The organism is Arthrobacter sp. RT-1 (assembly GCF_003367205.1).
Classification (GTDB): domain Bacteria; phylum Actinomycetota; class Actinomycetes; order Actinomycetales; family Micrococcaceae; genus Arthrobacter.
On the sequence record NZ_QRGQ01000044.1, the window covers coordinates 29,368 to 52,569 of the forward strand.

22 protein-coding genes and 3 tRNA genes are annotated in these 23,202 nt (G+C 66.4%); 6 read left to right on the top strand and 19 right to left on the bottom strand.

The window, feature by feature from the left end; translation table 11 throughout:
- Positions 1–33 precede the first annotated feature (33 nt).
- Entirely contained in the window at positions 34–918 is an 885-nt protein-coding gene (locus tag DXK94_RS19905; protein WP_115526260.1) for a hypothetical protein, read from the top strand.
- Between the two features lie 31 nt (positions 919–949).
- On the opposite strand, the gene DXK94_RS19910 is transcribed toward DXK94_RS19905, so the two are convergent.
- The 5 genes from DXK94_RS19910 to DXK94_RS19930 form a co-directional block, all read right to left on the bottom strand.
- Positions 950–2,002, bottom strand: a complete 1,053-nt coding sequence (locus tag DXK94_RS19910; RefSeq protein ID WP_079598408.1) for a LacI family DNA-binding transcriptional regulator — start codon at positions 2,000–2,002, stop codon at positions 950–952.
- Positions 2,003–2,117: 115 nt separating this feature from the next.
- Positions 2,118–2,366, bottom strand: a complete 249-nt coding sequence (locus tag DXK94_RS19915; protein ID WP_079598407.1) for a hypothetical protein — start codon at positions 2,364–2,366, stop codon at positions 2,118–2,120.
- Positions 2,363–3,259 carry a carbohydrate ABC transporter permease gene (locus DXK94_RS19920; protein ID WP_115526261.1) on the bottom strand — a complete coding sequence of 299 codons (897 nt, stop codon included), beginning with the start codon at positions 3,257–3,259 and terminating at the stop codon, positions 2,363–2,365. The genes DXK94_RS19915 and DXK94_RS19920 overlap by 4 nt, the downstream gene beginning before the upstream one ends.
- Positions 3,256–4,290 carry a carbohydrate ABC transporter permease gene (locus DXK94_RS19925; protein WP_079598405.1) on the bottom strand — a complete coding sequence of 345 codons (1,035 nt, stop codon included), beginning with the start codon at positions 4,288–4,290 and terminating at the stop codon, positions 3,256–3,258. Before DXK94_RS19925 ends, DXK94_RS19920 begins: the two co-directional genes overlap by 4 nt.
- Positions 4,291–4,296: 6 nt before the next feature.
- The gene (locus tag DXK94_RS19930) at positions 4,297–5,586 is read right to left on the bottom strand and encodes an ABC transporter substrate-binding protein (protein ID WP_079598404.1); all 1,290 of its coding nucleotides are present in this window, start codon (positions 5,584–5,586) and stop codon (positions 4,297–4,299) included.
- Positions 5,587–5,726: 140 nt separating this feature from the next.
- Here DXK94_RS19930 and DXK94_RS19935 point away from each other — a divergent pair, with 140 nt between their 5' ends.
- On the top strand, positions 5,727–7,532 hold the full coding sequence (locus DXK94_RS19935) for a glycoside hydrolase family 13 protein (protein WP_115526262.1): 1,806 nt from the start codon (positions 5,727–5,729) through the stop codon (positions 7,530–7,532).
- Between the two features lie 4 nt (positions 7,533–7,536).
- Here the strand turns inward: DXK94_RS19935 and DXK94_RS19940 are convergent, their stop codons facing one another.
- From DXK94_RS19940 to DXK94_RS19980, 9 genes are all read right to left on the bottom strand, one after another.
- Complete coding sequence (locus tag DXK94_RS19940) at positions 7,537–8,148, bottom strand: hypothetical protein (protein WP_115526263.1); 612 nt, start codon at positions 8,146–8,148, stop codon at positions 7,537–7,539.
- Positions 8,145–8,792: a hypothetical protein gene (locus DXK94_RS19945; protein WP_115526264.1), complete on the bottom strand. Its 648-nt coding sequence runs from the start codon at positions 8,790–8,792 to the stop codon at positions 8,145–8,147. The genes DXK94_RS19940 and DXK94_RS19945 overlap by 4 nt, the downstream gene beginning before the upstream one ends.
- Positions 8,789–9,169 (bottom strand): hypothetical protein, encoded by a 381-nt coding sequence (locus DXK94_RS19950; protein WP_115526265.1) that lies wholly within the window; start codon positions 9,167–9,169, stop codon positions 8,789–8,791. The genes DXK94_RS19945 and DXK94_RS19950 overlap by 4 nt, the downstream gene beginning before the upstream one ends.
- A complete protein-coding gene (locus DXK94_RS19955; protein ID WP_079598399.1) occupies positions 9,166–9,357 on the bottom strand; it encodes a hypothetical protein in 192 nt (63 codons plus the stop codon). The genes DXK94_RS19950 and DXK94_RS19955 overlap by 4 nt, the downstream gene beginning before the upstream one ends.
- Positions 9,354–9,815 carry an Asp23/Gls24 family envelope stress response protein gene (locus DXK94_RS19960; RefSeq protein ID WP_115526266.1) on the bottom strand — a complete coding sequence of 154 codons (462 nt, stop codon included), beginning with the start codon at positions 9,813–9,815 and terminating at the stop codon, positions 9,354–9,356. Before DXK94_RS19960 ends, DXK94_RS19955 begins: the two co-directional genes overlap by 4 nt.
- 217 nt (positions 9,816–10,032) lie before the next feature.
- Entirely contained in the window at positions 10,033–11,628 is a 1,596-nt protein-coding gene (locus tag DXK94_RS19965) for a glycoside hydrolase family 68 protein (protein WP_115526267.1), read from the bottom strand.
- Between the two features lie 709 nt (positions 11,629–12,337).
- Positions 12,338–12,413: transfer RNA gene (locus tag DXK94_RS19970), tRNA-Phe, on the bottom strand.
- Between the two features lie 48 nt (positions 12,414–12,461).
- Positions 12,462–12,535, bottom strand: a tRNA-Asp gene (locus DXK94_RS19975).
- A 91-nt stretch (positions 12,536–12,626) separates the two neighbouring features.
- Positions 12,627–12,699, bottom strand: a tRNA-Glu gene (locus tag DXK94_RS19980).
- Between the two features lie 165 nt (positions 12,700–12,864).
- On the opposite strand from DXK94_RS19980, the gene DXK94_RS19985 reads away from it, so the two are divergent.
- Positions 12,865–13,905 carry a PHP domain-containing protein gene (locus tag DXK94_RS19985; protein WP_115526268.1) on the top strand — a complete coding sequence of 347 codons (1,041 nt, stop codon included), beginning with the start codon at positions 12,865–12,867 and terminating at the stop codon, positions 13,903–13,905.
- 37 nt (positions 13,906–13,942) lie between these two features.
- Here the strand turns inward: DXK94_RS19985 and DXK94_RS19990 are convergent, their stop codons facing one another.
- Positions 13,943–14,626, bottom strand: a complete 684-nt coding sequence (locus DXK94_RS19990; RefSeq protein WP_115526269.1) for a thioredoxin domain-containing protein — start codon at positions 14,624–14,626, stop codon at positions 13,943–13,945.
- Positions 14,627–14,752: 126 nt separating this feature from the next.
- Here DXK94_RS19990 and DXK94_RS19995 point away from each other — a divergent pair, with 126 nt between their 5' ends.
- From DXK94_RS19995 to DXK94_RS20005, 3 genes are read left to right on the top strand one after another with little or no spacing between them, the layout of a single operon-like run.
- A complete protein-coding gene (locus DXK94_RS19995; protein ID WP_115526312.1) occupies positions 14,753–15,778 on the top strand; it encodes a DMT family transporter in 1,026 nt (341 codons plus the stop codon).
- Between the two features lie 9 nt (positions 15,779–15,787).
- Positions 15,788–16,216: a metallopeptidase family protein gene (locus DXK94_RS20000; protein ID WP_115526270.1), complete on the top strand. Its 429-nt coding sequence runs from the start codon at positions 15,788–15,790 to the stop codon at positions 16,214–16,216.
- A 10-nt stretch (positions 16,217–16,226) separates the two neighbouring features.
- Positions 16,227–17,147: a cation diffusion facilitator family transporter gene (locus DXK94_RS20005; protein ID WP_115526271.1), complete on the top strand. Its 921-nt coding sequence runs from the start codon at positions 16,227–16,229 to the stop codon at positions 17,145–17,147.
- A 39-nt stretch (positions 17,148–17,186) separates the two neighbouring features.
- On the opposite strand, the gene DXK94_RS20010 is transcribed toward DXK94_RS20005, so the two are convergent.
- From DXK94_RS20010 to DXK94_RS20025, 4 genes are all read right to left on the bottom strand, one after another.
- A complete protein-coding gene (locus tag DXK94_RS20010; RefSeq protein ID WP_115526272.1) occupies positions 17,187–17,984 on the bottom strand; it encodes an ABC transporter permease in 798 nt (265 codons plus the stop codon).
- A gap of 70 nt (positions 17,985–18,054) precedes the next feature.
- Positions 18,055–19,011, bottom strand: a complete 957-nt coding sequence (locus tag DXK94_RS20015; protein WP_115526273.1) for an ABC transporter ATP-binding protein — start codon at positions 19,009–19,011, stop codon at positions 18,055–18,057.
- A 38-nt stretch (positions 19,012–19,049) separates the two neighbouring features.
- On the bottom strand, positions 19,050–20,312 hold the full coding sequence (locus DXK94_RS20020) for a hypothetical protein (protein ID WP_258868639.1): 1,263 nt from the start codon (positions 20,310–20,312) through the stop codon (positions 19,050–19,052).
- 71 nt (positions 20,313–20,383) lie between these two features.
- A complete protein-coding gene (locus DXK94_RS20025; protein ID WP_115526274.1) occupies positions 20,384–23,179 on the bottom strand; it encodes a PEP/pyruvate-binding domain-containing protein in 2,796 nt (931 codons plus the stop codon).
- Between the last annotated feature and the right edge of the window lie 23 nt (positions 23,180–23,202).

A 23,202-nucleotide genomic window follows, 5' to 3' on the forward strand; every position in this document is an offset into this window, starting at 1 on the left:
GGCAGCCCCCTGGACCCTTCCAAGGAGACCGTGATGACCGGAAACCTCTACCGGGGCCAGGCCGGCCTGCCATTCTCCTCGACCCTGCGCGTCTACGAACCCCTCGACGCGTTCCCGGAAGAGCAACGCCCGGCCATCCAGGCCGCCGGCGCACGCACCGCCTCGCGTGCCGCCGTCGAAAACGCTGAACTGCTGGCATCCCTGGGCCGCATCACGCGCTCCGGCGGTGATCCGTTCCCCACGGGCCGCACCGACCTGGTCCGCGTCACCACGGCGCCGGCTTCCCAGGGCGGAACGTCCGACGACGACGCCGCTGCCGAGCCGGTGCTCCTGTACTGTCCCAGCCAGCTGGTGCTGCGGGCGGGCCTGGCCGCCAACGCCCTGATGGAAGGGATCCACGGTCCGCTGGCCGAACTGTTGATCCCCGAGGAGCAGCGGGACCGGCACCAGGAACGGATCGACCTGGTCAAGGCCCGCGACGGTTCCATCCGGGTGCACACGCGGGCGTCCACGTGGGGAATCCCGTTCAGCTGGTTCTCGCTGTTCATGGAGTCGGACCACAAGGACGTTGTGGAGGCCGCCGGGCGGATCCTGACCGTGCGGGTGTGGGCGCCCATCACCGAAGCGTTGGAACGCGCCCGGTACGCGGTGGCGAATCTGGCGCTGGCTGCACCTGACCTGGACATGCTGGACGATCTGGCCCAGCTCACGGAGTGGCTGGAACAGTTCCACGTGGAGTCCATGGTGGAACTGGATTATGGCGCCGTGGCGGACAAGGTGTATCCGGACGATTCCCCCATGGACATCCGGCTGGGCATCGAGTGCCTTGCGGAGGGCGACATGACCGGAGCGGCCGCCGCGTACCGCCGGCTGGCGTCCCGGTGGATCCCCATCCGGCAACTGGCCCGCGCGTCCTGACGGCCGCGCGCCTTCGGACGTAGCAGGACTGTTAGCCCTGCGGCGGGGCCGTGGTGCGCCGCACGATAAGTTCGTGGGGCGCGACGGCGGACTGGACTGATCCCAGTTGGCCGTCCAGTTCGTCAAGGAGCATCTTGGTGGCCAGCTCCGCCTGCTCATCCGGCCGCTGCCCTACTGTGGTCAGGCCCATGGGATCGGCAAAATCGTGGTTATCGATGCCCACCACCGAGAGGTCCTCCGGCACCCTGACACCGAGCCGGGATGCTTCGAAGATGACCCCCATGGCCATTTCGTCCGAGGCGCAGAAGATGGCGGTTGGTTTGTCGCCCGGCCTGGACCACAGCCTGCGAAGGGCTTCCTGCCCGCTTCGTACAGTGAAGTCGCCCCATTCGTCCCACTCCGGCCGGGTGGGAAGTCCGGCCGCCGTCATCACGTCCTTGAACGCCAGGATACGCACGCGGGGAACATCGAAGTTGAGGTCAGTCTCGTCGTCGCCATGCAAGAGGGCGATGTCCCGGTGGCCCAGGTCGATGAGGTGCCGGACGGCTGTTGAGGCGGCGGCGTAGTCATCGATGCCGATGTAGGCGCACTCTTCCACATGGCCGCCTACCACAACCAGCGGGATATCGATCTTCTGCAGGTGGTCCAGCTCTTCGTGCGTCAACGCCATACACAGGACCAGGAGGGCGTCAATCTGCTTGTAGACCATGGTCTTGCTGAACAGCCGTTCGCGGTTGCTGCCGTGCCCGCCCAGGTTGAAGAGGGAGAGGTTGTAGTGCCGGGCATGGAGTTCCCGGTCAGCCCCCTCTATGGCCTTGGAAAAGAACCACCGGCTGACGAACGGAGCCAGAACACCGATGGTCTTGGTGCGGCCGGTGGCAAGGCCGGAGGCGGACGACGACGCCACGTAGCCCAGGTTCGCGGCAACCTCGAGGATCTTTTCCCGGGTTGCCGGCGAAACCCGGGGCAGTCCCCGGACCGCCCGCGACACTGTGGCAGTTGAGACACCTGCCGCCGCAGCAACGTCCTCGATACTGACGCCGTTGTGGCCGCCCCGTTGGGACCTCTCAGTTGTGCGTGCCACGGTGTCCCCTCAATAACTCCTTGCAGCGTAAGGCGCTCCGCCCTGCGTTACCCCAAACCTTCGTATTTTTGCATCCCGTCCAGGCGCGGCGTTAAACGCAGCGGGATGTGACCTGTTACCTGCGTGCCGGGAGCTTGCGGCGCAGCCGCACCATGCCGTACAGCGCCAGGAGCGTTGCCAGCAGGCCAAGGGCCCAGCCGAGGGCGGGCTGGGCCGTCACCTCCATCCATACGGTGACGACCAGCAGAACCAGGGCCCAAAAACCGAGGAATCCGATGATGATGTCGAAGTCCTCCCCGGACCTGGCACGCCGGCGGCTGCTTCCCGCCCCCGTGGAGCGGGAACGGGAAGCATCGCCCGTCACTTGACTGCACCTGCCGTCAGACCGGCAACAATCTTGCGCTGGAAGACCAGCACCAGGATCACCAGCGGAATGGTGACGATGGTGCCCGCAGCCATGATGGCCGTGTACGGGATCTGGTTGGGCTGCGCGCCGGCAAAGCTGGCAATGGCAACCGTGACCGGTTTCGTGGCCTCATTCGACAGCTGGCTGGCGATCAGGAACTCGTTCCAGGAGGAGATGAACGCCAGGATCGCGGTGGTGAAGATGGCCGGTGCTGCCAGGGGCATGATCACCTTCCGGAACGCCTGGCCCTGCGTGCAGCCGTCAACACGGGCTGATTCCTCGAGCTCCCACGGCATCTCGCGGAAGAAGGAGGTCAGGGTGTAGACGGTGAGCGGCAGGACGAAGGAGATGTTCGGGATGATCAGGGCCTGGTAGCTGCCCATCCAGCCGATGTTGGTGAACAGCTGGAACAGCGGGGTGATCAGGGCAACGCCGGGGAACATGGAAGCGCCCAGGATGAAGCCCAGAACCAGGTACTTGAACCGGAAGTTCAGGCGCGCCAGTGCATACGCGGCGAACACACCGATCACCAGCGAGATCACCGTGACAGTGACGCCAATGAAAATACTGTTCAGCAGCGCCTGGCCGAACCTGTTGCCGAACGAGGTATCAAAGGCAGTGATGAAATTGTCCATTGTCACGTGCGTCGGCCACGGCGTTGTGTCGTAGGTGAAGCCAACCTCGCGGAACGCCGTCACCACCATCCAGTAAGCAGGTGCAAGGCACCAGACCAGGATGACGGCGGCGCTGATGTACGTCCTGGCGCTCGCCCACTTTTCACGGGTCTGCGAAGCCTTACGCCCCTTGTCCTGCTCCGCCCGCAATGCCGTTGAGGCAGCTGTGGTTGTCATTTCTTCCCCTTGCCGGTGGCTCCGCTTTGCTCCACAACATTCGCACCAAGGAACCGGACGAAGATAAAAGCGACCAGGAAGATGATGATGAACGTAATGGTGGACAACGCGGCTGCTGAATTAAACCCTTGCCTGATCTGGTTAATCACCAGGATGGACAGCGTAGTGGTGTTGTTGGCACCGCCGGTGAGGATGTACGGAAGGTCAAACATACGCAGCGCGTCCAGGGTACGGAACAGGATGGCGACCATCAGTGCAGGCTTCACAAGCGGCAGGGTGATCAGCCGGAAACGCTGCCAGGCGGTGGTGCCGTCAACCTTTGCGGCTTCATACACTTCGGCAGGGATCATCTGCAGGCCGGCAAGGATGAGCAGCGCCATGAACGGCGTGGTCTTCCAGGTGTCGGCAATGATCACCGCCCATTTTGCGGGCCATTCACTGCCGGTCCACAGGATGGAGACATTGAACAGCTTATTGATGATGCCGTTGAAATCGAACATAAAGAGCCACAGCTGGGCGGTAACGGCGGTGGGGATAGCCCATGGAACGAGCACAGCCGCGCGGACCAGCCCACGGCCCTTGAACGTCCGGGACATGATCATGGCCATCCAGAAACCGAGGACGGTTTCGAAGGCCACAGTAACTACCGTGAACAGGAACGTCGTGCCTGTCGCCGTCCAGAACTGGCCTCCGAGGGTGCCGGGCGGACAAGCGACCGTGCCGCCCCCTTGGGCCGCACACTGCTGCCCCAGCCAGTTCACATAGTTCTGGATGCCCGCCGGGCCGCCGGCCGTAAACAGACCTGTAACCGGATCGAGTCCCGCGTCCTTCTGGAAGGACATGACGATGGCACTGATGATCGGGTAAACGATCACAATACCCAGGGCAATGATGGTCGGGGCAAGAAGCCAGGTGGCCCACTTGCCCTGGCTGAGGATCTTGTTGTCTTCGCCTACACCCTTAGGTCCGTGGTGGACCGGGGCGGCGCCCGACGCCGGCTTGACCGGCGTCGGGCCCAATTCGGTAGCCATGGTTTGCTACGATCCCGCGCCGGCGGTCTCGATCGACTTCTGCATGTCGGACAGCGCATCCTTGGCAGGCTTTTCACCCTTCAGTGCCGCGTAGGCATTTTCCTGGATTGCCTGGGTGACAGCTGGGTAGAACGGCGTCACCGGACGGGGAACAGCGTTCTCGATGGAGGTCTTCAGGACCGGCAGGTACGGCAGCTTGGCAACCAGTTCCTGGTCCTCATAGAGGGCACCGAAGACCGGAGCCAGGGACCCCTGGGTTGCGAAGAACTTCTGCTGTTCCTCTTCGATCAGGAATTTGACGAAGTCCAGGGCGGTCGCCTTGTGGTCGGAGTAGACGCTGATGGCTGCGCTGTGGCCACCGAGGGACGAGGCACCGGGGCCATCCGCGCCGGGCAGGGCAGCCATGCCCAGAACGTCCTTCACCTGCGAGGAACCTTCAGTGGTGGCCAGGTTGTACACGTAAGGCCAGTTGCGGAGGAACAGCAGCTTGCCTTCCTGGAAGGCACGGCGGCTTTCCTCTTCCTGGTAAGTGATCGCCTCAGCGGGAATGTTCCCGTTCTTGAAGGCTTCCACCAGGTTGTTCAGGCCTTCTTCAGCTTCCGGGGTGTTCAGGTTCGGCTTGCCCTCGTCATCCAGGACAGAACCGCCGGCAGAGTTGATGGCCTCGGAAGCATTGACGGTGAGGCCTTCATACTGCTTGAACTGGCCGGAGTAGCACCCGATGTTGTTGGCCTTGGCAATGGAGCACATCTCCATCATCTCGGCCCAGGTCTTGGGCGCTTCGGGCACCAGGTCCTTGCGGTAGTAGAGGATGCCGCCATCGGAGGAGACCGGAGCCGCGTAGAGGGTGCCCTTATAGGAACCGGCCTCAACGGTGGGTTCGAGCATGCCCTCGGTTTCCACAGCCATCTTGTCCTTGAGCGGCTGCAGCCACCCCTTGGCTGCGAATTCAGCAGTCCACACAACATCCACGCTGGCAACGTCGTAATCCGCGTTCTTGGCCTGGAAGTTCTGCACGAGGTCATCGTGCTGCTGGTCGGCCTGGTCGGTCTGTTCCTTGAACGTGACCTTCTCGTCAGGGTGGGCAGCGTTCCACTTTTCGATCAGCGGACGCACCACGTTGCTGTTGTCCTTGCCCTGTACGTAGGTGATGGGGCCCCGGCTGTCCAGGTTTGCTTCGGCGTCGGTCCCGCCGCCGCCCGTGGTCCCGCCGCCGCCTCCGCCGCCACAGGCAGACAAGGTCAGGGCAAGGACACCGGCAGTGGCAGCCGGAAGAAGGAATCTAGGGGTTTTCATTAGCTTGAAGCTCCTCGCTGAGTGACAAGTAAGTCGACAGTGCGCTTGTTTGGTGAGGTTGTTGTGGTGACCATCACACTAGTAATGTGACTGCGGGTAATGCAAGCGTTTACATCAAAAAGTTATCTGAGAGGAACCAAATGTCCAACCTGAGCGTTCCTGCCGCCGCCCCGGCCCGTTCCGAATGGTGGGCGGACGCTGTTGTCTACCAGATTTACCCCCGCTCCTTCGCCGATGGAAACGGCGACGGCATGGGCGATCTGCGCGGCATAGTGGCCCGCCTTCCCTACCTGGAGCGCCTGGGGGTAGACGCGATCTGGCTGTCCCCGTTCTACAAGTCGCCGCAGGCGGACGGCGGGTATGACGTCGCGGACTACCGCCAGGTGGACCCGCTGTTCGGCTCGCTGGCCGACTTCGACGCCATGTTGCAGGATGCTCACAGCAGGGGCATGAAAGTCATTGTGGACCTGGTTCCCAACCACACCTCCGATGAACACGTGTGGTTCCAGGAGGCCCTGGCTTCGCTGCCGGGGTCACCGGAACGGGAGCGCTACATCTTCCGCCCCGGCAGGGACGAGGTTCCCGGGTCGGGGGACGGCAACCGGGCACCGAACAACTGGCGGTCGATCTTCGGCGGGCCTGCCTGGAGCAGGATCCCCGCCGCTGACGGCTCCCCCGGCGACTGGTACCTGCACCTGTTTGATACCAAGCAGCCGGACCTGAACTGGGAAAACCCGGAGGTACAGGAAGAGATGCGGTCGGTTCTCCGTTTCTGGCTGGACCGGGGCGTTGACGGCTTCAGGGTGGATGTAGCCCATGGCATGGTCAAGGAAAAAGGCCTGCCCGACTGGGACGGCGTGGCTGCCATGGTGGAAGGCACCGCCGGCACGCGCCCTGGTGCAACACCACCCGGCGACGCGCCCGGCGCCCATACCGACGCCGAAGAACCGCACCGTGCTGTGTCTCCGGTGTACCCGCCGTCGCCGTTTTTCGACCAGGACGGGGTGCACGAAATCTACCGTGACTGGCACCGGGTCCTGGCAGAGTACGGCAGCGACCGGATGATGGTGGCGGAAGCCTGGGTGGAGCCGGCGGAACGGCTGGCACTCTACGTCCGGCCCGACGAGATGCAGCAGGCATTCAATTTCGATTTCCTGCTGGCCGGCTGGGACGCTGAACGCCTGGCGGAGGCTGTGGAAGCCTCCCTTGCGGCCGCAGCGTCCGTTGGCGCGCCCTGCACCTGGGTCCTGAGCAACCATGACACCGTCCGCCATCCCACCCGCTTCGGGCTGTCCGATCCCACAACCTTTCCCAAGGGCATCGCCGCCGATGACGAGCAGCCGGATGCCGCCCTGGGACTGGCCCGTGCCCGCGCTGCCACGCTGGTTTCGCTGGCCTTGCCCGGCTCCGCCTACCTGTACCAGGGCGAGGAACTGGGCCTGCCGGAACACACCACGCTGCCGGCCGCCGCCCGGCAGGACCCCACTTTTTTCCGGACACGCGGTGCTGAAACCGGGCGGGACGGCTGCCGGGTGCCGCTCCCCTGGTCCGGCGACCTGCCGGGCTACGGGTTCTCGGACCGGCTCAATGGCCAGGCGACGCAGCCCTGGCTCCCCCAGCCGGAGAGCTTCGGGCCCCTGGCTGCCGACCGGCAGGACGGCGTGGAGGGCTCCACGCTTGAGCTTTACCGGGCCGCCCTTGCCTTCCGTTCCGCACACAAACTTGGCCGGGGCGCCGTGTCATGGGCTGGCGTCCATGCGCCTGACAGCGGCTTGCTGGCCTTCCACAATGGGGACGTCCTGGTCCTCGCCAACATGGGATTCGCCTCCGCACCGGTTCCCGAGGGGTACGCCGTAGCCCTCTCCAGCGGGCCTGAGCCCGCCGAAGAGTGGGCAGCGATGCGGGAGGTCCCCGTGGACTACGCCGTCTACCTTCTCAGGAAGTGACCTGTCAGCGGACCCGCTCGGCCCGGCCGAACCGGGTCCGCGCACCGGCGCCGATATGAATGAGGACGGGCGTTTCCCTGCCTACGGCGGTTTCGAGGGCAGCCAGCAGCTCGGAGATTTCGGCGGCCAGCAGATGCGGCGCCACCCCCTGGCGCGGCAGGAGCCGTACTTTCAGGGCGGGGGTTCCTTTGACGTCGTAGGTGGTTACGGTGGCCCCGGCCAGGTCCGGGCGTCCGGCAAGGGCGTGCTTGAGGGCCTGCTCGGCCACTCCCCCGCCAATCCGCACGTCACCGGGAACCTCACCGGGATCGTACTCGGAGGCCAGAAGGTTGGACCGTCCTTTCCCCTGCTGGGCGATCCAGGCCACCATGAGCCCGATCAGCAGCAGCAGGACCAGCGCCACTATGATCCACAGCCAGCTTTGGGTCCGGCCCGGGAACCTGGTGGCGTTGAACATCTGGTTGATCCCGTTCCACACGCCCGGGGACCAGGAGTGCCACCACGCCGCGACTGCCGGCACGGTGGCCAGCAGCATCAGCAGGAGACCGATCGCCAGGAGCTTCAGGCCCAGGATGGTGAGCAGGATCCGGTTGAGGAGGGTTGGAGTGCTGTTCATGCGCCCACCACCCCTGACGGTGCCACGTTGACACGGGCTGCAGGTGACGGATCCAGCGCCATCTGGTCCAGCTCGTCCTGGATGGCGCTGAGGACTGTTCCCTCGTCGACGGGTACGCCGGACGTGGGCCTCACGTTCACCAGGACCTGGCGCTGCGAGACCACCACCATGACCTGTTCGGGGGTGACGTTTGCCGCCAGCCTGGCGCGGCGGGCCAGCGACGAGGCGATGACTTCGTCGTCAACCACGACGGCGGGCCTTCCGGGGGCGTGGCTGGAGAGAAGGTGCCGGGCCCGCCGTCCGGGAAGTATCCCGTTGAGGAGAAAGACCAGGCCAACCATGGCAACCACGGCCCCGATGGCGCCAAGCAGAAGCGGGGTTATGCCGGCGGGCAACGCGACGATACGCTGCGCTGCCACCTGCGGTTCGATGAGCCAGGCCGGTTGGCCGATGGCGTGTACGGCGGCTTCCAGGAGGCCGTAGGCGGCGAACACCGTGACCAGGACTGCAGCGGCGATCGCAACAGCCGCCCGTGTTGAGTGGGTTTCGCGGTACACCACGCGGCGCATGTCAGGACGCCGTCCGTTGTCACGGTCCTCCGGACTCCGGGACCTGCGGTCCCCGGCCTCCACCCTGCTGCTCACTGGACGCGCCCTCCTTCACTGATCCTGGCGCCGCTGATCCGGATATCCACCCGGCTCAGTCGTGCGCCGCTGAGGTCGGTGACAGTTTCCAGGATGCGGGCCTTGGCCCGGACCGTGCGGTCCCAGATGGAGCCGCCAAAAACCTCCACCCGTGCCGCGTCCAGGGACACATCCTTTAAAGGCGGGATGCTGATGGGCGTGACGAGGGACAAAGCCAGCAGGCCGTCGTCGTCCGTCCAATCCGCCCGGACATCCTGGGCATCGACACCCAGGGCATGGGCGGCCGCCGCTTTGGCGAGGCTCGTCAATGCCTGCGTGCTGATCCGGTTGTGGCCGCTGCGCGCCTGCCCCCGCACAGCCGGCGCAGGCGTGCTCATGAGGATGAGCGCCGGCCGGTGATGGCGTCCAGGACGCCGCGCAGGTCCAGCTTCCCCTCGGCGGCGCGGCCCAGGAATGCCCCGATGGCCATAAAGAGCAGGGAGATCAGGAATCCCCACAGCCCGAACTGGAGGGACATGAAGGCAACAAAGGCCCCCATCGCGATTCCTGCAACAGTGAGATTCACAGCAGCGCCTCCCTGTCGGCAGTGCCCGGTGTTGTCGGTTTAACAGGAGGCGGAACGAAGACATCGGTGACTTCGACGTTCACCTCGATGACCTGCAGTCCCACCAGTTCCTCGACGGCCCGGTAAACGGCCGCCCGCACCTGGTTGGCGAGGGCGTGCAGGGGCGTGCCGTAGCTGGCCACCAGGCTGATATCCACAGCTACCTGCGTTTCACCCACCTCGGCATGGACCCCCGCAGCATGGTCCGTGCTGCTGCCTACGGCATCGCGGATGGCCCCCAGCGCGCGGGAACCCGACCCCAGGGAATGGACACCGGGGACGGCGCGGGCGGCGATACCGGCAACCTTGGCCACCGCCGTTTCGGAAATCACTGTCCGGCCCAGTCCCGGGACCGGGACGGGAACCGGCACGGCGGCACTGTGGCTGCCCTGGCCGGGTTGTGGGTTCTGGTATTCCATCAGGCACTCCCCCTTCTGTTGTTCCAACCCTATCCCCAGCCGGCGCTGATGTGCTGTTATGCCTGTCAGCCGGCTTTTTTGCCGCGCTCACCGGCCGGCTGCCAGCGCACCGCCAAGAGCCCACGTTAAAAGAACCCAGGCGGGGAGGCCCCCAAGGACATCCCCGCCTGAGCGGTGCCGCTGGCTCAGCAGCGGCGGTTACGGCTGGTGCCGCAGTCTATTTGTAGTGTCCTTCGCCGCCGACGCGGACGTTGGTGGGCAGGTAGCCGAATGGCCCAAGGCCGTTCTGGCCGAAGCTGCGGTCCACCTGGGACACACCATCACGGAAGTTGATCTTCACCGTGGGCGAGAGCGAGCCGCCCCGGACGCCGTTGACGTTGTCGATGAAGGACTGCACCAGGCCGCCGGGCTGCACGTAGTGCGAGTAGGCCTGGAACTGGCGACCGTTCTGGTTGGGCGTGGGTGCCTCCGGTGATTCGGACGGCAGGTTCAGGTCCGTCGGCGAACCGAGTGCCAGGCCGCTGTTGTTCATCGGCTGGTAATCGGAACGGACGCCGTCGCCCACGAAGCCGTAGACGCCGTCGGGGCCGCGCATGCCCGCTGCATAGGTGAACTGGTGGCTGATGGTGAACAGGTAGTACTTGTTCTTGCCGCCTTCGTTCTGGATGAAGATCTGGGGACGCTCAGTCTGGTCGTTGACGCAGTTCGCCGAAAGGATGGGCGGCAGGAAGGACCACTTGGTGAGGTCCTTGTTGTCCGCCACTGCCAGGCCGACGTTGGCGGTCTGGTAGTAGGCCCCGCTGCTGTTGACCTCATCCACGGACTCGGCATTGGCGTCGCCGGGACGGTACCCAAGGTCTTCGGGCTTGCACTCGTATTCCCCGCGGGTTCCGCCGGTGTTGCCTTCGAAGACCATGAAGGTCTTGCCGGGGTGGGCCGGGTCGGCGAACGTGTAGGGGTCGCGGAAGGCGAAGCCCGGGTTCTGTTCCTTGGTCTGGTACATCGTGCCGTCCGGTTCCAGCAGCTTGGTGTGCTGGAAGCCGTCGAACGTCACGCCGTTCTCGTCGGCGTGGATCTTTCCCAAGGCCTTGGCGATGGCAGCATCGGGGGCAATGCCGCCGCCGCCTGCGTTCCGCTCGGCAACGTCGTAGAAGGTGGTGGCGGTGTAGAACACGTTGACCTGGTTGCCCTGCATGAGGCGGGTGGAACCGGACCATTCGGTGTTTCCGATGGACGCGCCGTCAGCGAAGACGTGTCCGCCGTAGTTCCACTTGTCCTTGGCCGGGTCGGCGTTGGTCTTGCGGAAGAAGTAGCCGATGCGGGCGTTCCAGTGCCGCTGGTCGAAGCCGTAGCCGGCGTGGCGGTCGGCGACCAGCGAGAAGACGACGTCCCAGCCCTTGTAGCTGATCTGGTTCGCGTTCTCGTCCGTCAGGGACCAGGTGTCCCACACCCAGACGTCGTCATTCATGGCGGGGAAGTCCTCGGGGATCTCCGGCATGGTGACGTCGGGGCTCATGGAGTTTTCGCCGGCAGCCACGGTAGAGTCGCTCTGCGCCATGATCTGCTTGGCATCCGCGCGGGTCCACTTGGAGGTGAAGTCCGACGCCGGGTCGTGGGCCTGCTGGTTGTGTTCCGTGGGGAGGGGGAAGCCAGGGGTGGGCGCGGGCATCTGCTCAACGGCCGGCGGGTCTGCAGGCTCGTTCGCCTGCGCCGACGGCACGGCCAGGAAGGCCGAGGCCGCTACGGCCGTCGCCAGTGCTGCGGCGGCTGGACGCCACCGCAGCGGCCGGCGGGTTTGGGGGTGCTTGTGCATTGTTGCTCTTCTCGCGGAGTTGTAACTGTTCGTGGAAGACGGGCGGGTGCCCTGTTCCCCACACTCCGGAGTCCTCGATAACCCTGTTGGCGTCATCGAGGACGCCGTTGTATCGAGGGGAGGGACCTGGGTGCGGTCCCGATGCGGGCCCGGTATCTGGGGAGATCCCGGGCCGCTGTCCACGCTAGGCACGGTGCCGGGCCCGCTCCAAACCGTGTTGCAAGCCCCGGATTCCGCACCTGCCGGGTCGGGTGCAAGCGCTTACGCATTCCAAGGCGCGCGCGTGCCACAACGGTTTTGCAGGAGTCAAATGTTTCAAAGGTCAGTCGAATCTTTTTTGGCTGGTCTGGGCCGTGTGGTTCATGCCACGCGGGTTCTGTGGGGCACTTCACAGGAGTATGTCCATGCAATTCCGGCTAAGGCAGCGAAATGCCCCCACATATGGACATCTCCCCCGGAAACGCCAGGGGGATTTGTCTGTGTAGGGGGGATTTAGCTGCCGTGCCGGGGCCAGGGGTCCGGTTGCCAGCACCGGAAGGAGCAGCCCCAGGCGCCCTGCCCCTGCTTCGTTAGGAAGGCCGCTACATGACCCACCCGGGATTTACACACGTTTTGTCCTATAACCCTCGTTAGGAGGGCCGCTCATCCGATAAAGAGAGGTGTGTTAAATGAAGAAAAGCACCAGTTCCGAAGAACTGGTGCTTCCCAGTGGTGGCTCCGACCGGCGTCGATCCGGTGACCTTTCGATTTTCAGTCGAACGCTCTACCAACTGAGCTACAGAGCCTAGGTGACTAGTCACCATGACAGCCGGAATTACTTCCAACAATCAGAGCGACCCTGACGGGACTTGAACCCGCGACCTCCGCCGTGACAGGGCGGCGCGCTAACCAACTGCGCTACAGGGCCTTGCGTTTCTTGCATTTGCAGTATCTCTACCGCTTTTTTCAAGGCTTCCAGCCTACCAGACTTTTTTAGTCTGTTTGACCAGTTCCTTGCGTACCCCCAACGGGATTCGAACCCGTGCCGCCGCCGTGAAAGGGCGGTGTCCTAGGCCGCTAGACGATGGGGGCCAGAACCCGTTCGGAACAAAATAAAAGGCGTAAAGCGAGGCTTTCCGTCTTTGTCCTTTGCGTTTCTCCGAACTGGACTCTAAAACTATAGGGCCTAGTCCGGGATATTCCAAAATCGGCCTAAAACACCGTGCCTGAACAGGGATAACAGGTGAAGATGGACTGATGGATGCCGTTGCAGCACTCAACGAGATTGCTTTCTGGCTGGAGCGCGGACGCGCCGCCACCTTCAAGGTCCAGGCCTTCCGCAAGGCCGCCGCGGCCATCAGCCCGCTGCCGCCGGAGGAGGTGGCGGAGCGTGCCCGAACCGGGCGGCTGAAATCCATGAAGGGCATCGGTGACCGGACCTACCAGGTCATCCAGCAGGCAGTGGGCGGCGGGGTCCCGGACTACCTGGCCGACCTCCGGGAGAAGGGCGCCCAGCCCCTGGCAACCGGCGGCGCCGCCATCCGGAACGAACTGCGCGGGGACCTGCACAGCCACAGCGACTGGTCCGACGGCGGCTCCCCCATTGAGCTGATGGTGGCGGCCGCCGGGGTGCTGGGGCGGGAATACCTGGCGCTCACCGACCACTCATCGAACCTCACCATCGCCAACGGGCTCTCGCCGGAACGGCTCACCCGGCAGCTGGACGTGGTGGCGGAGATCAATGCCGACGGGCAGTCCGGCAGCGGGAACCCGGGCAGCAGGGTGCGGCTGCTGACCGGCATTGAAGTGGACATCCTCGAGTCGGGCGAGCTGGACCAGGATCCCGGCCTGCTGGACCGCCTCGACATCGTGGTGGCCAGCGTCCATTCCAAGCTCCGGGCGGACCGGAAGACCATGACCCGGCGGATGCTCGGAGGCATCCAGGCACGGCACACCAATGTCCTGGGCCACTGCACGGGACGCCTGGTTGAGGGTTCGCGGGGAACCCGCCCGCCGTCCGAGTTCGACGCCAAGGAGGTCTTTGCCGCCTGCGCCGAATACAACGTGGCGGTGGAGATCAATTCCCGGCCGGAACGGCAGGACCCGCCGGATGCACTGATCCAGCTCGCGCTGGAAGCCGGGTGCCTGTTCTCGATCGACAGCGACGCCCACGCGCCGGGACAGCTGGACTTCCTGCAGTACGGCGCGGAGCGGGCCGCACGGAACGAGGTCCCGGCGGAGCGCATCATCACCACCTGGCCGGTGGACCGCCTGTTGGACTGGGCAGCCGCGACGTAACCTGCTTCCCAACGTGACCGGGCGCTGAACAGGAACGCTACTTCGCCGCGTCAGCCAGCTTCTGCCGGAAGTCCGCCTGCGTGGACAGCGTCAGCTTTTCCCCGTTCAGGAAGAAAGTGGGTGTACCGCTCACGCCCAGCGCCTTGCCGTCGGCGATGTCGGCCAGGATCCGGTCCTCGGTCTTCTGGTCGGCCACCGCGGCATCGAACAGGGCAAGATCGAGCCCCAGCTCCTCGGCATAAGTGCGGAACAACGGCGCCTGCGACTGCTGGCTCCCCGCCCACTGGGACTGCGTTTCAAACAGCCTGTTGGCCATCTGCTGGTACTGGCCCTGCTGCCCGGCGGCCTCGGCGGCCAGGGCAGCCTGCCCGGAATTCGGATGCATCGACAATGGGAAATGCCGGTGAACGAACGTGATCCGGTCTCCGAACTCCGCCTTGAACTGCTCCACCACAGGATGGATGGAGCCGCAGGACGGGCACTCGAAGTCGAGGAACTCCACCAGCTGGGCCTTCTCCACCGACGGCGTGGTGAGCCGGTGGCTGTCCGCCCGGACCAGCTGCTCCGAGCCGGGGGCCGGCGGGGCGGCCTGTTGCGGCTTCCCGGCTCCAAAGAAGGCATACCAGGCGACGCCGCCTGCCACGACGAGGGCCAGGACGATCCAGATGATTGTCCTGACGAGGCGTGCGGCATCACGGGGAGGAGCAGGGTTTGAGACCATAACCCGCATCCTAACCGAGGCCGGCAGCTGCCCCTGCGCAAGCGCCGTGGAACTTTGGCAGGAAGTTGACCAGACGTGGCCGATTTCCGCCAGCCTGCAGCTCCTGCGCCCGGATACATTGGCTTCATGCCGTCAACCACCCCCGCCAGCACATCCGTTCCCGCACCTCCCGGCCAAGCCGCCCCGCTGAAGGCGCTGGGCGTGGCAGCGATGGTGGTTACCGTGGTGCTGTGGGCATCCGCCTTCGTGGGAATCCGGGCCATCGGCCCACACTTCTCCCCAGGCTCCCTGACGCTTGGCAGGCTGGCGATTGCCGCCGTCGTACTGTCCCTGCTGGTCCTGCCGCAGCTCCTGAAGAGCCGGCATCTGCCGCAGGGGCGCGAGTGGTGGCCCATCCTTGCCTATGGCGTGATGTGGTTCGGCGGGTACAACGTGGCGCTGAACGCCGCCGAACATGTCCTGGACGCCGGCACAAGCGCTTTGCTGATCAACGTCAATCCCATCCTGGTGGCCATCATGGCCGGCATCTTCCTGAAGGAGGGCTTCCCCAGGTGGCTGCTGATCGGAAGCACCGTGGCGTTCGCCGGGGTTGCGCTGATCGCCGTGGGGTCCGGGCAGGGGACGGCGCCCGGGCTGGGATCCGTGCCGGCGTCCGGCGGAGGGGAAAGCACGACGGCGGAAATGGCGGGCGTGGCGCTTTGCCTCCTGGCCGCCGTACTCGCCGCGGTCAGCGTCATCATCCAGAAGCCAGTCCTGCGGAAGTTCCCCGCGGCGCAGGCCACCTGGTTCGGGATCCTGGTGGGTGCGGTCTGCTGCCTGCCCTTCGCAGGGCAACTGGTGGCCGAGGTGCAGGCCGCCCCGCCCGGGGCGACGGCCGGGCTGGTGTATCTGGGGATTTTCCCCACCGCCATCGCCTTTACCACCTGGGCCTACGCCCTCTCGCTCATTGACGCGGGCAAGCTCGCCGCCACCACCTACCTGGTGCCCGGCACCACGGTCCTGATTTCGTGGCTCCTGCTGGGAGAAATCCCCACCGCCCTGGGCCTGGTGGGCGGCCTCATCTGCTTAGCGGGAGTCAGCCTCACCCGGCGCCGTTCACGCCCGGGCGGCGGGCACAAGGCGCGGATCCGGCAGGGGCACATTCGGGACTAAAGTCGAGGTATGCCTGCCAGCCTCCCGCCCGGCCTCCCCATCATTCCGGAGGGTCCCCACGAACCGCTCGGCTTCAGGATGTCCGCCGACGAGTTCGAAGCCGCGGTGTCAGATGCCCTGGACAGCATCCCGGACAAGCTGGCCCGTGCCATGGACAACGTGGCCGTGTTCATCGAGGACGACTACGTGCCGGGGCCGGGTGAGGACCCGGACACAGTCCTGCTGGGAGTTTATGAAGGCGTGCCCCTCACCGAACGGGACTCCTGGTGGGACGCCGGCTCACTGCCGGACCGGATCACCATCTTCCGCGAACCCATCCTGGAGATCTGTGCGTCCCGGGAGGACGTCATCCACGAAGTGGCGGTGACAGTGGTCCACGAGATCGCCCACCACTTCGGCATTTCGGATGACCGGCTGCATGAGCTGGGCTGGGGCTAGCCTTGTAGGCATGGGACACGACCACAGCCACACACACGGCATCACCGCCACCGGGCGGCACCGCAGACGGCTCGTGGCCGTCCTTGTGATCACGCTGTCCGTGGTGGCGGTCCAGGTTGCCGGTGCCATCCTGTCCGGTTCACTGTCCCTGCTTGCTGACGCCGGGCACATGCTGTCGGACGCGGCCGGGGTGACCATTGCCCTGCTCGCTTCCTGGATTGCCGGCCGGCCCGCCAGCGACCAGCGCACCTACGGGTACCAGCGGGCCGAAGTGCTCGCTGCGCTGGCCAACGCGCTGATCCTGATCGTGATCTCCGTGGTCATCTTTTCGGAGGCAATCCGGCGGATCGGGTCCGCGCCGGAAGTGCAGACCGACATCATGCTGTTCGCGGCCATCCTCGGCGCCATCGCGAACATCGTGTCACTGCTGATCCTGCATGGCGCCCATCATGAGAGCCTGAACGTGCGCGGCGCCTACCTGGAGGTCCTGGGCGACCTGCTGGGCTCCTTCGCCGTCATCGCCGCTGCCGTGGTGATCATGCTGACCGGGTTCAACGCCGCGGATACCATCGCGTCCGTGGTGATCGCCCTGCTGATCCTGCCCCGGGCCTGGAGCCTGCTGCGTGACGTGGTGGATGTGCTGCTGGAAGCCAGCCCCAAGGGCGTGGAGGTGCAGATGATCCGCGAGCACATCCTGTCCGTGGACGGGGTCACCGACGTGCACGATATCCATATCTGGACCATCACGTCCGGGGTGCCGGTCTTTTCCGCCCATGTGGTGGTGGAGGACGGGGTGCTCAACGCCCGTGGCGCCGACCAGCTGCTGGACAAGCTCATCACCTGCCTGGGCTCGCATTTCGACACCGACCATTGCACCTTCCAGCTGGAACCTGCGAGCCATTCCGAGCATGAGGCGCACCAGCACGCGTAGTTCTGCAAAACGGCTGATGCGGCAAAACGGCTGGGCGGCTCAGCTCAGGACGTCCTTGGTGACCATCCGACCGTACGCGAGCGCCCCGAACACGGTGATGTAACCGGCCTGTAGCAGTGCGTTGCTGGCGAACGTGTCCCATAGAACGGGCTGGCGGAGCATATCGCCAAAGCCGAACCAGTAATGGCTGAACAGCCATGGGTGCAGCCACTCCAGCTGGGGCAGCTGGTCCAGGACCTGGGACACCACCGAGACCACCACGGTGGCGGCCATCGCGCCCACCGGGACGACGGTCAGGGTCGAGAGGAACAGCCCGATGGCGGACAGGCCCGCCAGGGATACAGCGAGGTAGGCGGCAATCAGGAGAATGCGGACGGCAGCTTCCGGCGGTTGGATCACGTCGCCGGACAGCAGTGTCACCGGGCCTACCGGAAAGAGCGCCGCGCCGATTGCCGCGCCGGCAACGGCCACGGTGAGGGGTGCCACCAGGCAGAATGCGAGCGCCCCCGCGTACTTGACCAGCAGCAGCCGCACCCGTCCGGCAGGTGCGACCAGCAGGTACCTCAGCGTTCCCAGGTTCGCTTCGCCCGCAATCGTGTCCCCGGCAACCACCCCCACCGTGAGCGGCAGGAACAACGGGACCGAAACCAGCATCGCGGTAAAGGCGACGAACAGGCCGTTCTGGCTGATCCGGTCGAGGAAAGCAGGGCCGCGGCCCGGCGGGACGGAGGAGGATACCCGCACCGCGACGGCCACCAGCACAGGTATGGCCGCGAGCGCCAGCAACAGCGCCCAGGTGCGGCGGCGCGCAAACAACACCCTCAGTTCAGACAGCATCAGCGAAAAGCCGGACCCGCGGGGCACCCTTGCCGGTCGCAAGGCCACTCCCGGGACGTCCGCCGGGACACTACTGGGCAACGTCGAACCCCTCCCCCGTCAAGGCAACAAAGCGGTCTTCCAGGCTTTCGCGTTCGACGGCGAATCCCCTGACCCGGACCCCCGCCGCCACCAGGTGCCCCACAATGTCCTCCGGAAGGCGGCCGTCGGCACCACCTCCAGGGGAGGCCAGGTCAGCCAGGAGGATCTCGCCGTCGGCCTGGACGCCGCCTGCCTCCACTGCCAGGCCAAGCCCAGCCAGGACCGGACGGGCCGCCCCGGCGTCCGGCGTCAGCAGCCGGATCCGGGCGCTGCCCGCCCTCCGAAGGTCGGCCAGCGGCCCCTGCGCCACCAACCTGCCGGCACTCATGACGGCGGCATGCGTGCACATCTGCTCCACCTCCGCCAACAGGTGGCTGGAGACAAAGACAGTGGCACCGTCGTGGGCCAATGACCGGACCAGGTTGCGTACTTCGCGCGTACCCTGCGGGTCCAGCCCGTTGGTCGGCTCGTCGAGGACCAGCAGGTCCCGGTGGGACAGCAGGGCATTGGCAATGCCCAGCCGCTGCTTCATGCCCAGCGAGTAGGCGTGGACCTTTTTTCCTGCAGCGTGCGACAACCCCACGCGTTCCAGCGCCCCGTCCACCCTGGCCTTGCGGGTGGACGGCACGGTGTGGCGGCCGGCGGCGTCCAGGCGGTGGAGGTTGGCCGCGCCGGACAGAAAGGGGTAGAACGCCGGCCCCTCCACCAGCGCGCCCACCTGGGGCAGCACGTCCTGGAACCGGCGCGGCATGTCCATCCCCAGCAGGTTGACCGTTCCCGCCGACGCCGCCGCCAGGCCCAGCAGCATCCGGATAGTGCTGGTCTTGCCGGACCCGTTGGGGCCCAGGAAGCCGAACACGGAGCCGGGCGGCACGGCCAGATCCACGGCGTCCACCGCAACCTGCTGGCCGAAACGCTTCGTCAGGCCCTGCGTCTCAATGGCCAATCCGTCAGTCCCGGGGCGGGAGCTTCCGCCCGCAGGATTCACGGAACCGCCGACGCGGCTGCCTGCAGCCTGTCCGGCGGCACCATGCCCGCAAAGATGCGGCCGTCGTCGGTGATGAGAACGTTGAAGAGCGTGGTGGACAGCAGCCGCCCGCCCGGCACGACGACGGCGGCCTGGGACAGGAGTGGATCCTTCAGCAGGGCGCCGGCGAGGCTACCGCCCGCTGCCGCGGCAGGGATTCCCACCACAGTTTCCCAGCCCTTCCCCGTCACTGTGAACGGGGCCCGATGCTGGTGGACACCGTCCGGGCGCTGGTGGATGGCATCGAGTTGGTCCGGGGTGATCATCATGCCAGGGTTGCGGATGCCGGGCGGCCACCCGGTGGCCGGAACCTGCAGTTCCTCCACGGTGCTGCCCGGTGGCGGGACGAAGGTGAAGAGCGAATCGTCCGGAGCTTCAAGGGAAAGGCTGGTGAACCCGGCCCGGAAGGACGGCGAGTCCGCACCGCGTGCGGTCACCTGTACGGACAGCGGCATTCCGGTTTCCCCGTCCACCGCGATGGCCACGTTGCCCACCAGGGTGGCGTCCGTGCGCGGCTCAAGTACCAGGTTGTAGGCCGCGCGTCCGGCCACTTCCACGTCGTCCCCGACCCGCACCGCGGTGGTGGGGTCCACCTTGGCCAGCAGCTGCTCGGCGAGTTCTTGGGGCGTGGCCGGCATGGCGCCGTCCGGTACAGACTGGTCCGGGGGCGGACTTCCCGGAAGTCCGGGATCAACAAGCGGCAGGTCGCGGGCGAATGCCGGCAGGGTCAGGTGCGCTGCGGAGTTGTCCCTGGAGGAGTAGAACCACAGGTCGCTGTCCCGGCGGATGATGTCGCGTTCAGCCAGCCGGTCCATGACCTGGATGCGGACCTTGGTTTTACCGTCCATGTAGACCCGTGCGGTGTGCTGTCCGGAGAGCAACTCGAACACCGAGGCTGCGCCGCCGGCAGATGCGGGTCCTGAGCTGGGCCCGGTTGCGGGCAGCTCCGGCAGGCCAAGGTTGGAGGACTGCTCAATGGTGCCCGAGAACGAGTGCGGTTTGTGCCCTCCGTCGTGCCCGCCCACCAGCGCCAGGACTTCAGCGGGCGTCTTGGCGGGCAGGGGATCACCGGCCCGCGCCGGAATGGTCCCCGCCAGGACGCCGGCGGCGATTATTGCAGGTGCTGCCACGGCAGGCACCCACCGCAGCCAGGCACGCCTGGTGCCGGGCGTATTCCGCCGGTTGAACCTGCCGCCGGAGCCCATGCTGTCGGAGCCCATAGCTCAAGGGTACGCCTGCAACGGCGGGTAGACACGCGGGCCAATCCCCCACCTTCAGGGCTTCCGGAAGGTCACTCAGGCGCTACTGTGCCCGCCCCGCCGTCGACCGTTATTCTCTCACCGGTGGCGATCCTGGCCGTGGCATCCGGGACCCCCACCACGGCAGGAATGCCGTATTCCCGCGCCACCACGGCCCCATGGGAATTCGGACCGCCCATTTCCATCACCAGCCCGCCCGCCGTGAGGAACAGCGGCGTCCAGCCGGGGTCCGTGGACGGGGCAACCAGGATTTCGCCGGGTTCCAGGTGGGCGCCCACCGGGTCCAGGATGACCCGGGCGGCAGCGGTAACGGACCCGGCCGAGGCAGGGCTTCCTGCCAGCGCGCCGGCAACAGTGCTTGCGGCCGCAGGCCGCAGCGCTTCGGGTTCCGTGCCGTCCGAAAGCAGCACCCGGGGAATGTGCCGCCGCCCGAGTTCCCGGGCGTACGCCTCGCGCCGTTCCGCCACAAGGTCCAGGATGTTTCCGGCTTCGGCTGTTGCGCCAGTGCCGCCAGTTTCGCCCGTGCCCGCCTGCCGGGTGACTGCCGTCCGGGCTTCGTCGAAGTCGAGGAAGAAGATGTCGTCCGGCTGCCCGAGGACGCCGGCCGCGGTGAGCGTGCTGCCCACGTGCACGAGTTGCCGACGGACCTCGGCGAGGCCCAGCACCAGCTGGTACTTGGGCAGCTCCCTTAGCCCGGCGAACAGCCGCGCCCTGCGCAGGGCTCCGCGGACCAGCACGGCGTGGACGGCGCTGCGCGCCCGGGCCTGGGCGACGAGGCGTTCCACCTGTGCATCGGCAGCCTCTGCGGCCTTGCTGAACTGGACGTCGGGGGCAAGCCCGGGATCCTCCAGCCGGAGATAGTTGGCCAGGACCCCAAGGATGTGGGCAGGGTCATCGGACCAGCGGGGCATCCCGACGTCGATCTCGGCAACGGCGCGGTGCCCGTAACGGTCCAGGAACCTTGTGAGGCCGGCCTCCAGGCGTGGCGGCACGCGTCCGGCCAGGAACTCCCGGGCAAGGCGGGACGGGTCCTGGGTCAACAGGGCCGCGCTGGATTCGGCGTCGTCCCTGATGGCCGCGGCAAGGTGCCATAGCTCAAGGTCCATTTCCGTGGTCACGTTGTTGGGCAGGCCGCGGAGCACCGGCTGGAGTTCGTCCCACCGGCTCCCGCCCAGCAGTTTGCCCGCCACTGCCAGCATGGCGAATCCCAGCGCCGGCAACGGCAGGATGGCGGGAACGATCGCGAACAAGCGCGTCTGCAGGAGCCTTTCGGCGTGGTCGAGGCGTTCCCCGGGTCCGGCGTCACCCGGCAGCGCCAGCGCGGCGTCGAATTCGGCCGTGAACCTCTCCATCCGCCGGAGGGCAGCAGCAGGCCGGACCAGTCCGCGGAGGACCGTTTCCGGAGCTTTGGCACGGGCCGCTGCGGGCACGACGTGGCGGAGCAGCCCCCAGGGGGTCCTGCGCGTCACGGAAAAGGCCGGATCGTTGAAAAGTTGCCGCAGGACGGTGGCGGAGCGGGCCTCCATGATGTCGAAGACGCGGGGCAGGATCTGCCGGCCCACCGTGCTCCGCAGTGGAGTGGTGGCATCGATGTAGATGCGCTGCCCGGCTTCGGCATACGGGGACGGTCCGCGCCTCGGGTCGGGAACCCGGAAGCCTGCCGCTCCGGCGATGGAGGAAGCGATGAGCCGCAGGGCGGCGCGTCCCATCGGCGTCAGGGGACGGGTCAGGCCCTGGGCAAGGCTGAAGCAGAGGTACGCCCTGGTGCCGCCGGTGTTGCCGTTGCCGTTGGCCTGGGTGGTTCCGTTGCGTGCAGGCACCGGATACAGCGTGGTGATGGGCCTTGACTGCGTCAGCCACAGGGTGCCGTTATGGTCGATGGCCCACTCGATGTCCTGCGGCGCACCGAAATACTGCTCTGCCTGCTGTCCCAGGCGGGCCAGTCCGGTCGCCTGGGCATCGGAAAGGCAGGAAGAATCCGGCGCGGGTGGCAGGTCAACGGTCTCGGTCCCGCCGCCGCGAAGGGCCAGGACAGCCACCCGTTTGTCGCCCAGTTTCCGCTCGACAACCCGGCCGGCAGCGGCGTCCACGACGTAATGGTCCGGATTGACCGCCCCCGAAACCACCGCTTCGCCCAGGCCCGGGCTGGCATCGATGACGGCGTGCCCCCTGCGTCCGGTCACAGGATTGGCAGTGAACAGGACGCCTGCCGCTTCCACGTCCACCATCTGCTGGACAACCACTGCCAGGGCGACGTCGTCAGGATCAATCCCGAGGCTGGCCCGGTAGGCGGTGGCCCGGTCCGTCCACAGCGAAGCCCAGCACTTCCGGACTGCTTCCAGGACGGGACCCGCGCCCACCACGTTGAGGTAGGTGTCCTGCTGCCCGGCAAAGCTGGCGAAGGGAAGGTCTTCCGCCGTGGCCGAGGACCTTACCGCCACGGGCACCTCCGGCCCAAGGCTGTTGTAGGCCTGTTCCACCGCGGCGGCTATGCCGGACGGAATGGGTGCCTCCTGGATGGCGCTGCGCGCAGCAGCCGCCAGGCCGGCAAGCGCAGGCAGCTCAGGCGCACCACTTCCGGAGCCCGGCTTCAGGGCGGCATGGATCCCGGCGAGCGCCGGGAGCAGGTTGTGCGGGGCCCCGGTGATGTGCCGGTAGGCATCAGTGGTGAGGCAAAAGCCGTCCGGCACCGGCAGCCCGGCCGCCATCAGCTCGCCCAGGTTGGCGGCCTTGCCTCCCACGAGGGCGAGCATTCCACCATCAAGGGAGCGCAGGTTCCGGACCAGGCCGTCACCGGCGCTCTCCTCAGCCTCCTCCGGCCGCTGCATGGGCGTGCCTTCCCTGGTGGCCG

Bases quoted from the DNA above. Each gene is read 5' to 3' on its own strand.
- DXK94_RS19905 (WP_115526260.1), top strand. From the start codon at position 34: ATGACCGGAAACCTCTACCGGGGCCAGGCCGGCCTGCCATTCTCCTCG.
- DXK94_RS19920 (WP_115526261.1), bottom strand. From the start codon at position 3,259: ATGACAACCACAGCTGCCTCAACGGCATTGCGGGCGGAGCAGGACAAG.
- DXK94_RS19925 (WP_079598405.1), bottom strand. From the start codon at position 4,290: ATGGCTACCGAATTGGGCCCGACGCCGGTCAAGCCGGCGTCGGGCGCC.
- DXK94_RS19930 (WP_079598404.1), bottom strand. From the start codon at position 5,586: ATGAAAACCCCTAGATTCCTTCTTCCGGCTGCCACTGCCGGTGTCCTT.
- DXK94_RS19935 (WP_115526262.1), top strand. From the start codon at position 5,727: ATGTCCAACCTGAGCGTTCCTGCCGCCGCCCCGGCCCGTTCCGAATGG.
- DXK94_RS19940 (WP_115526263.1), bottom strand. From the start codon at position 8,148: ATGAACAGCACTCCAACCCTCCTCAACCGGATCCTGCTCACCATCCTG.
- DXK94_RS19950 (WP_115526265.1), bottom strand. From the start codon at position 9,169: ATGAGCACGCCTGCGCCGGCTGTGCGGGGGCAGGCGCGCAGCGGCCAC.
- DXK94_RS19960 (WP_115526266.1), bottom strand. From the start codon at position 9,815: ATGGAATACCAGAACCCACAACCCGGCCAGGGCAGCCACAGTGCCGCC.
- DXK94_RS19965 (WP_115526267.1), bottom strand. From the start codon at position 11,628: ATGCACAAGCACCCCCAAACCCGCCGGCCGCTGCGGTGGCGTCCAGCC.
- DXK94_RS19985 (WP_115526268.1), top strand. From the start codon at position 12,865: ATGGATGCCGTTGCAGCACTCAACGAGATTGCTTTCTGGCTGGAGCGC.
- DXK94_RS19990 (WP_115526269.1), bottom strand. From the start codon at position 14,626: ATGGTCTCAAACCCTGCTCCTCCCCGTGATGCCGCACGCCTCGTCAGG.
- DXK94_RS19995 (WP_115526312.1), top strand. From the start codon at position 14,753: ATGCCGTCAACCACCCCCGCCAGCACATCCGTTCCCGCACCTCCCGGC.
- DXK94_RS20000 (WP_115526270.1), top strand. From the start codon at position 15,788: ATGCCTGCCAGCCTCCCGCCCGGCCTCCCCATCATTCCGGAGGGTCCC.
- DXK94_RS20005 (WP_115526271.1), top strand. From the start codon at position 16,227: ATGGGACACGACCACAGCCACACACACGGCATCACCGCCACCGGGCGG.
- DXK94_RS20010 (WP_115526272.1), bottom strand. From the start codon at position 17,984: ATGCTGTCTGAACTGAGGGTGTTGTTTGCGCGCCGCCGCACCTGGGCG.
- DXK94_RS20020 (WP_258868639.1), bottom strand. From the start codon at position 20,312: ATGGGCTCCGACAGCATGGGCTCCGGCGGCAGGTTCAACCGGCGGAAT.
- DXK94_RS20025 (WP_115526274.1), bottom strand. From the start codon at position 23,179: ATGCAGCGGCCGGAGGAGGCTGAGGAGAGCGCCGGTGACGGCCTGGTC.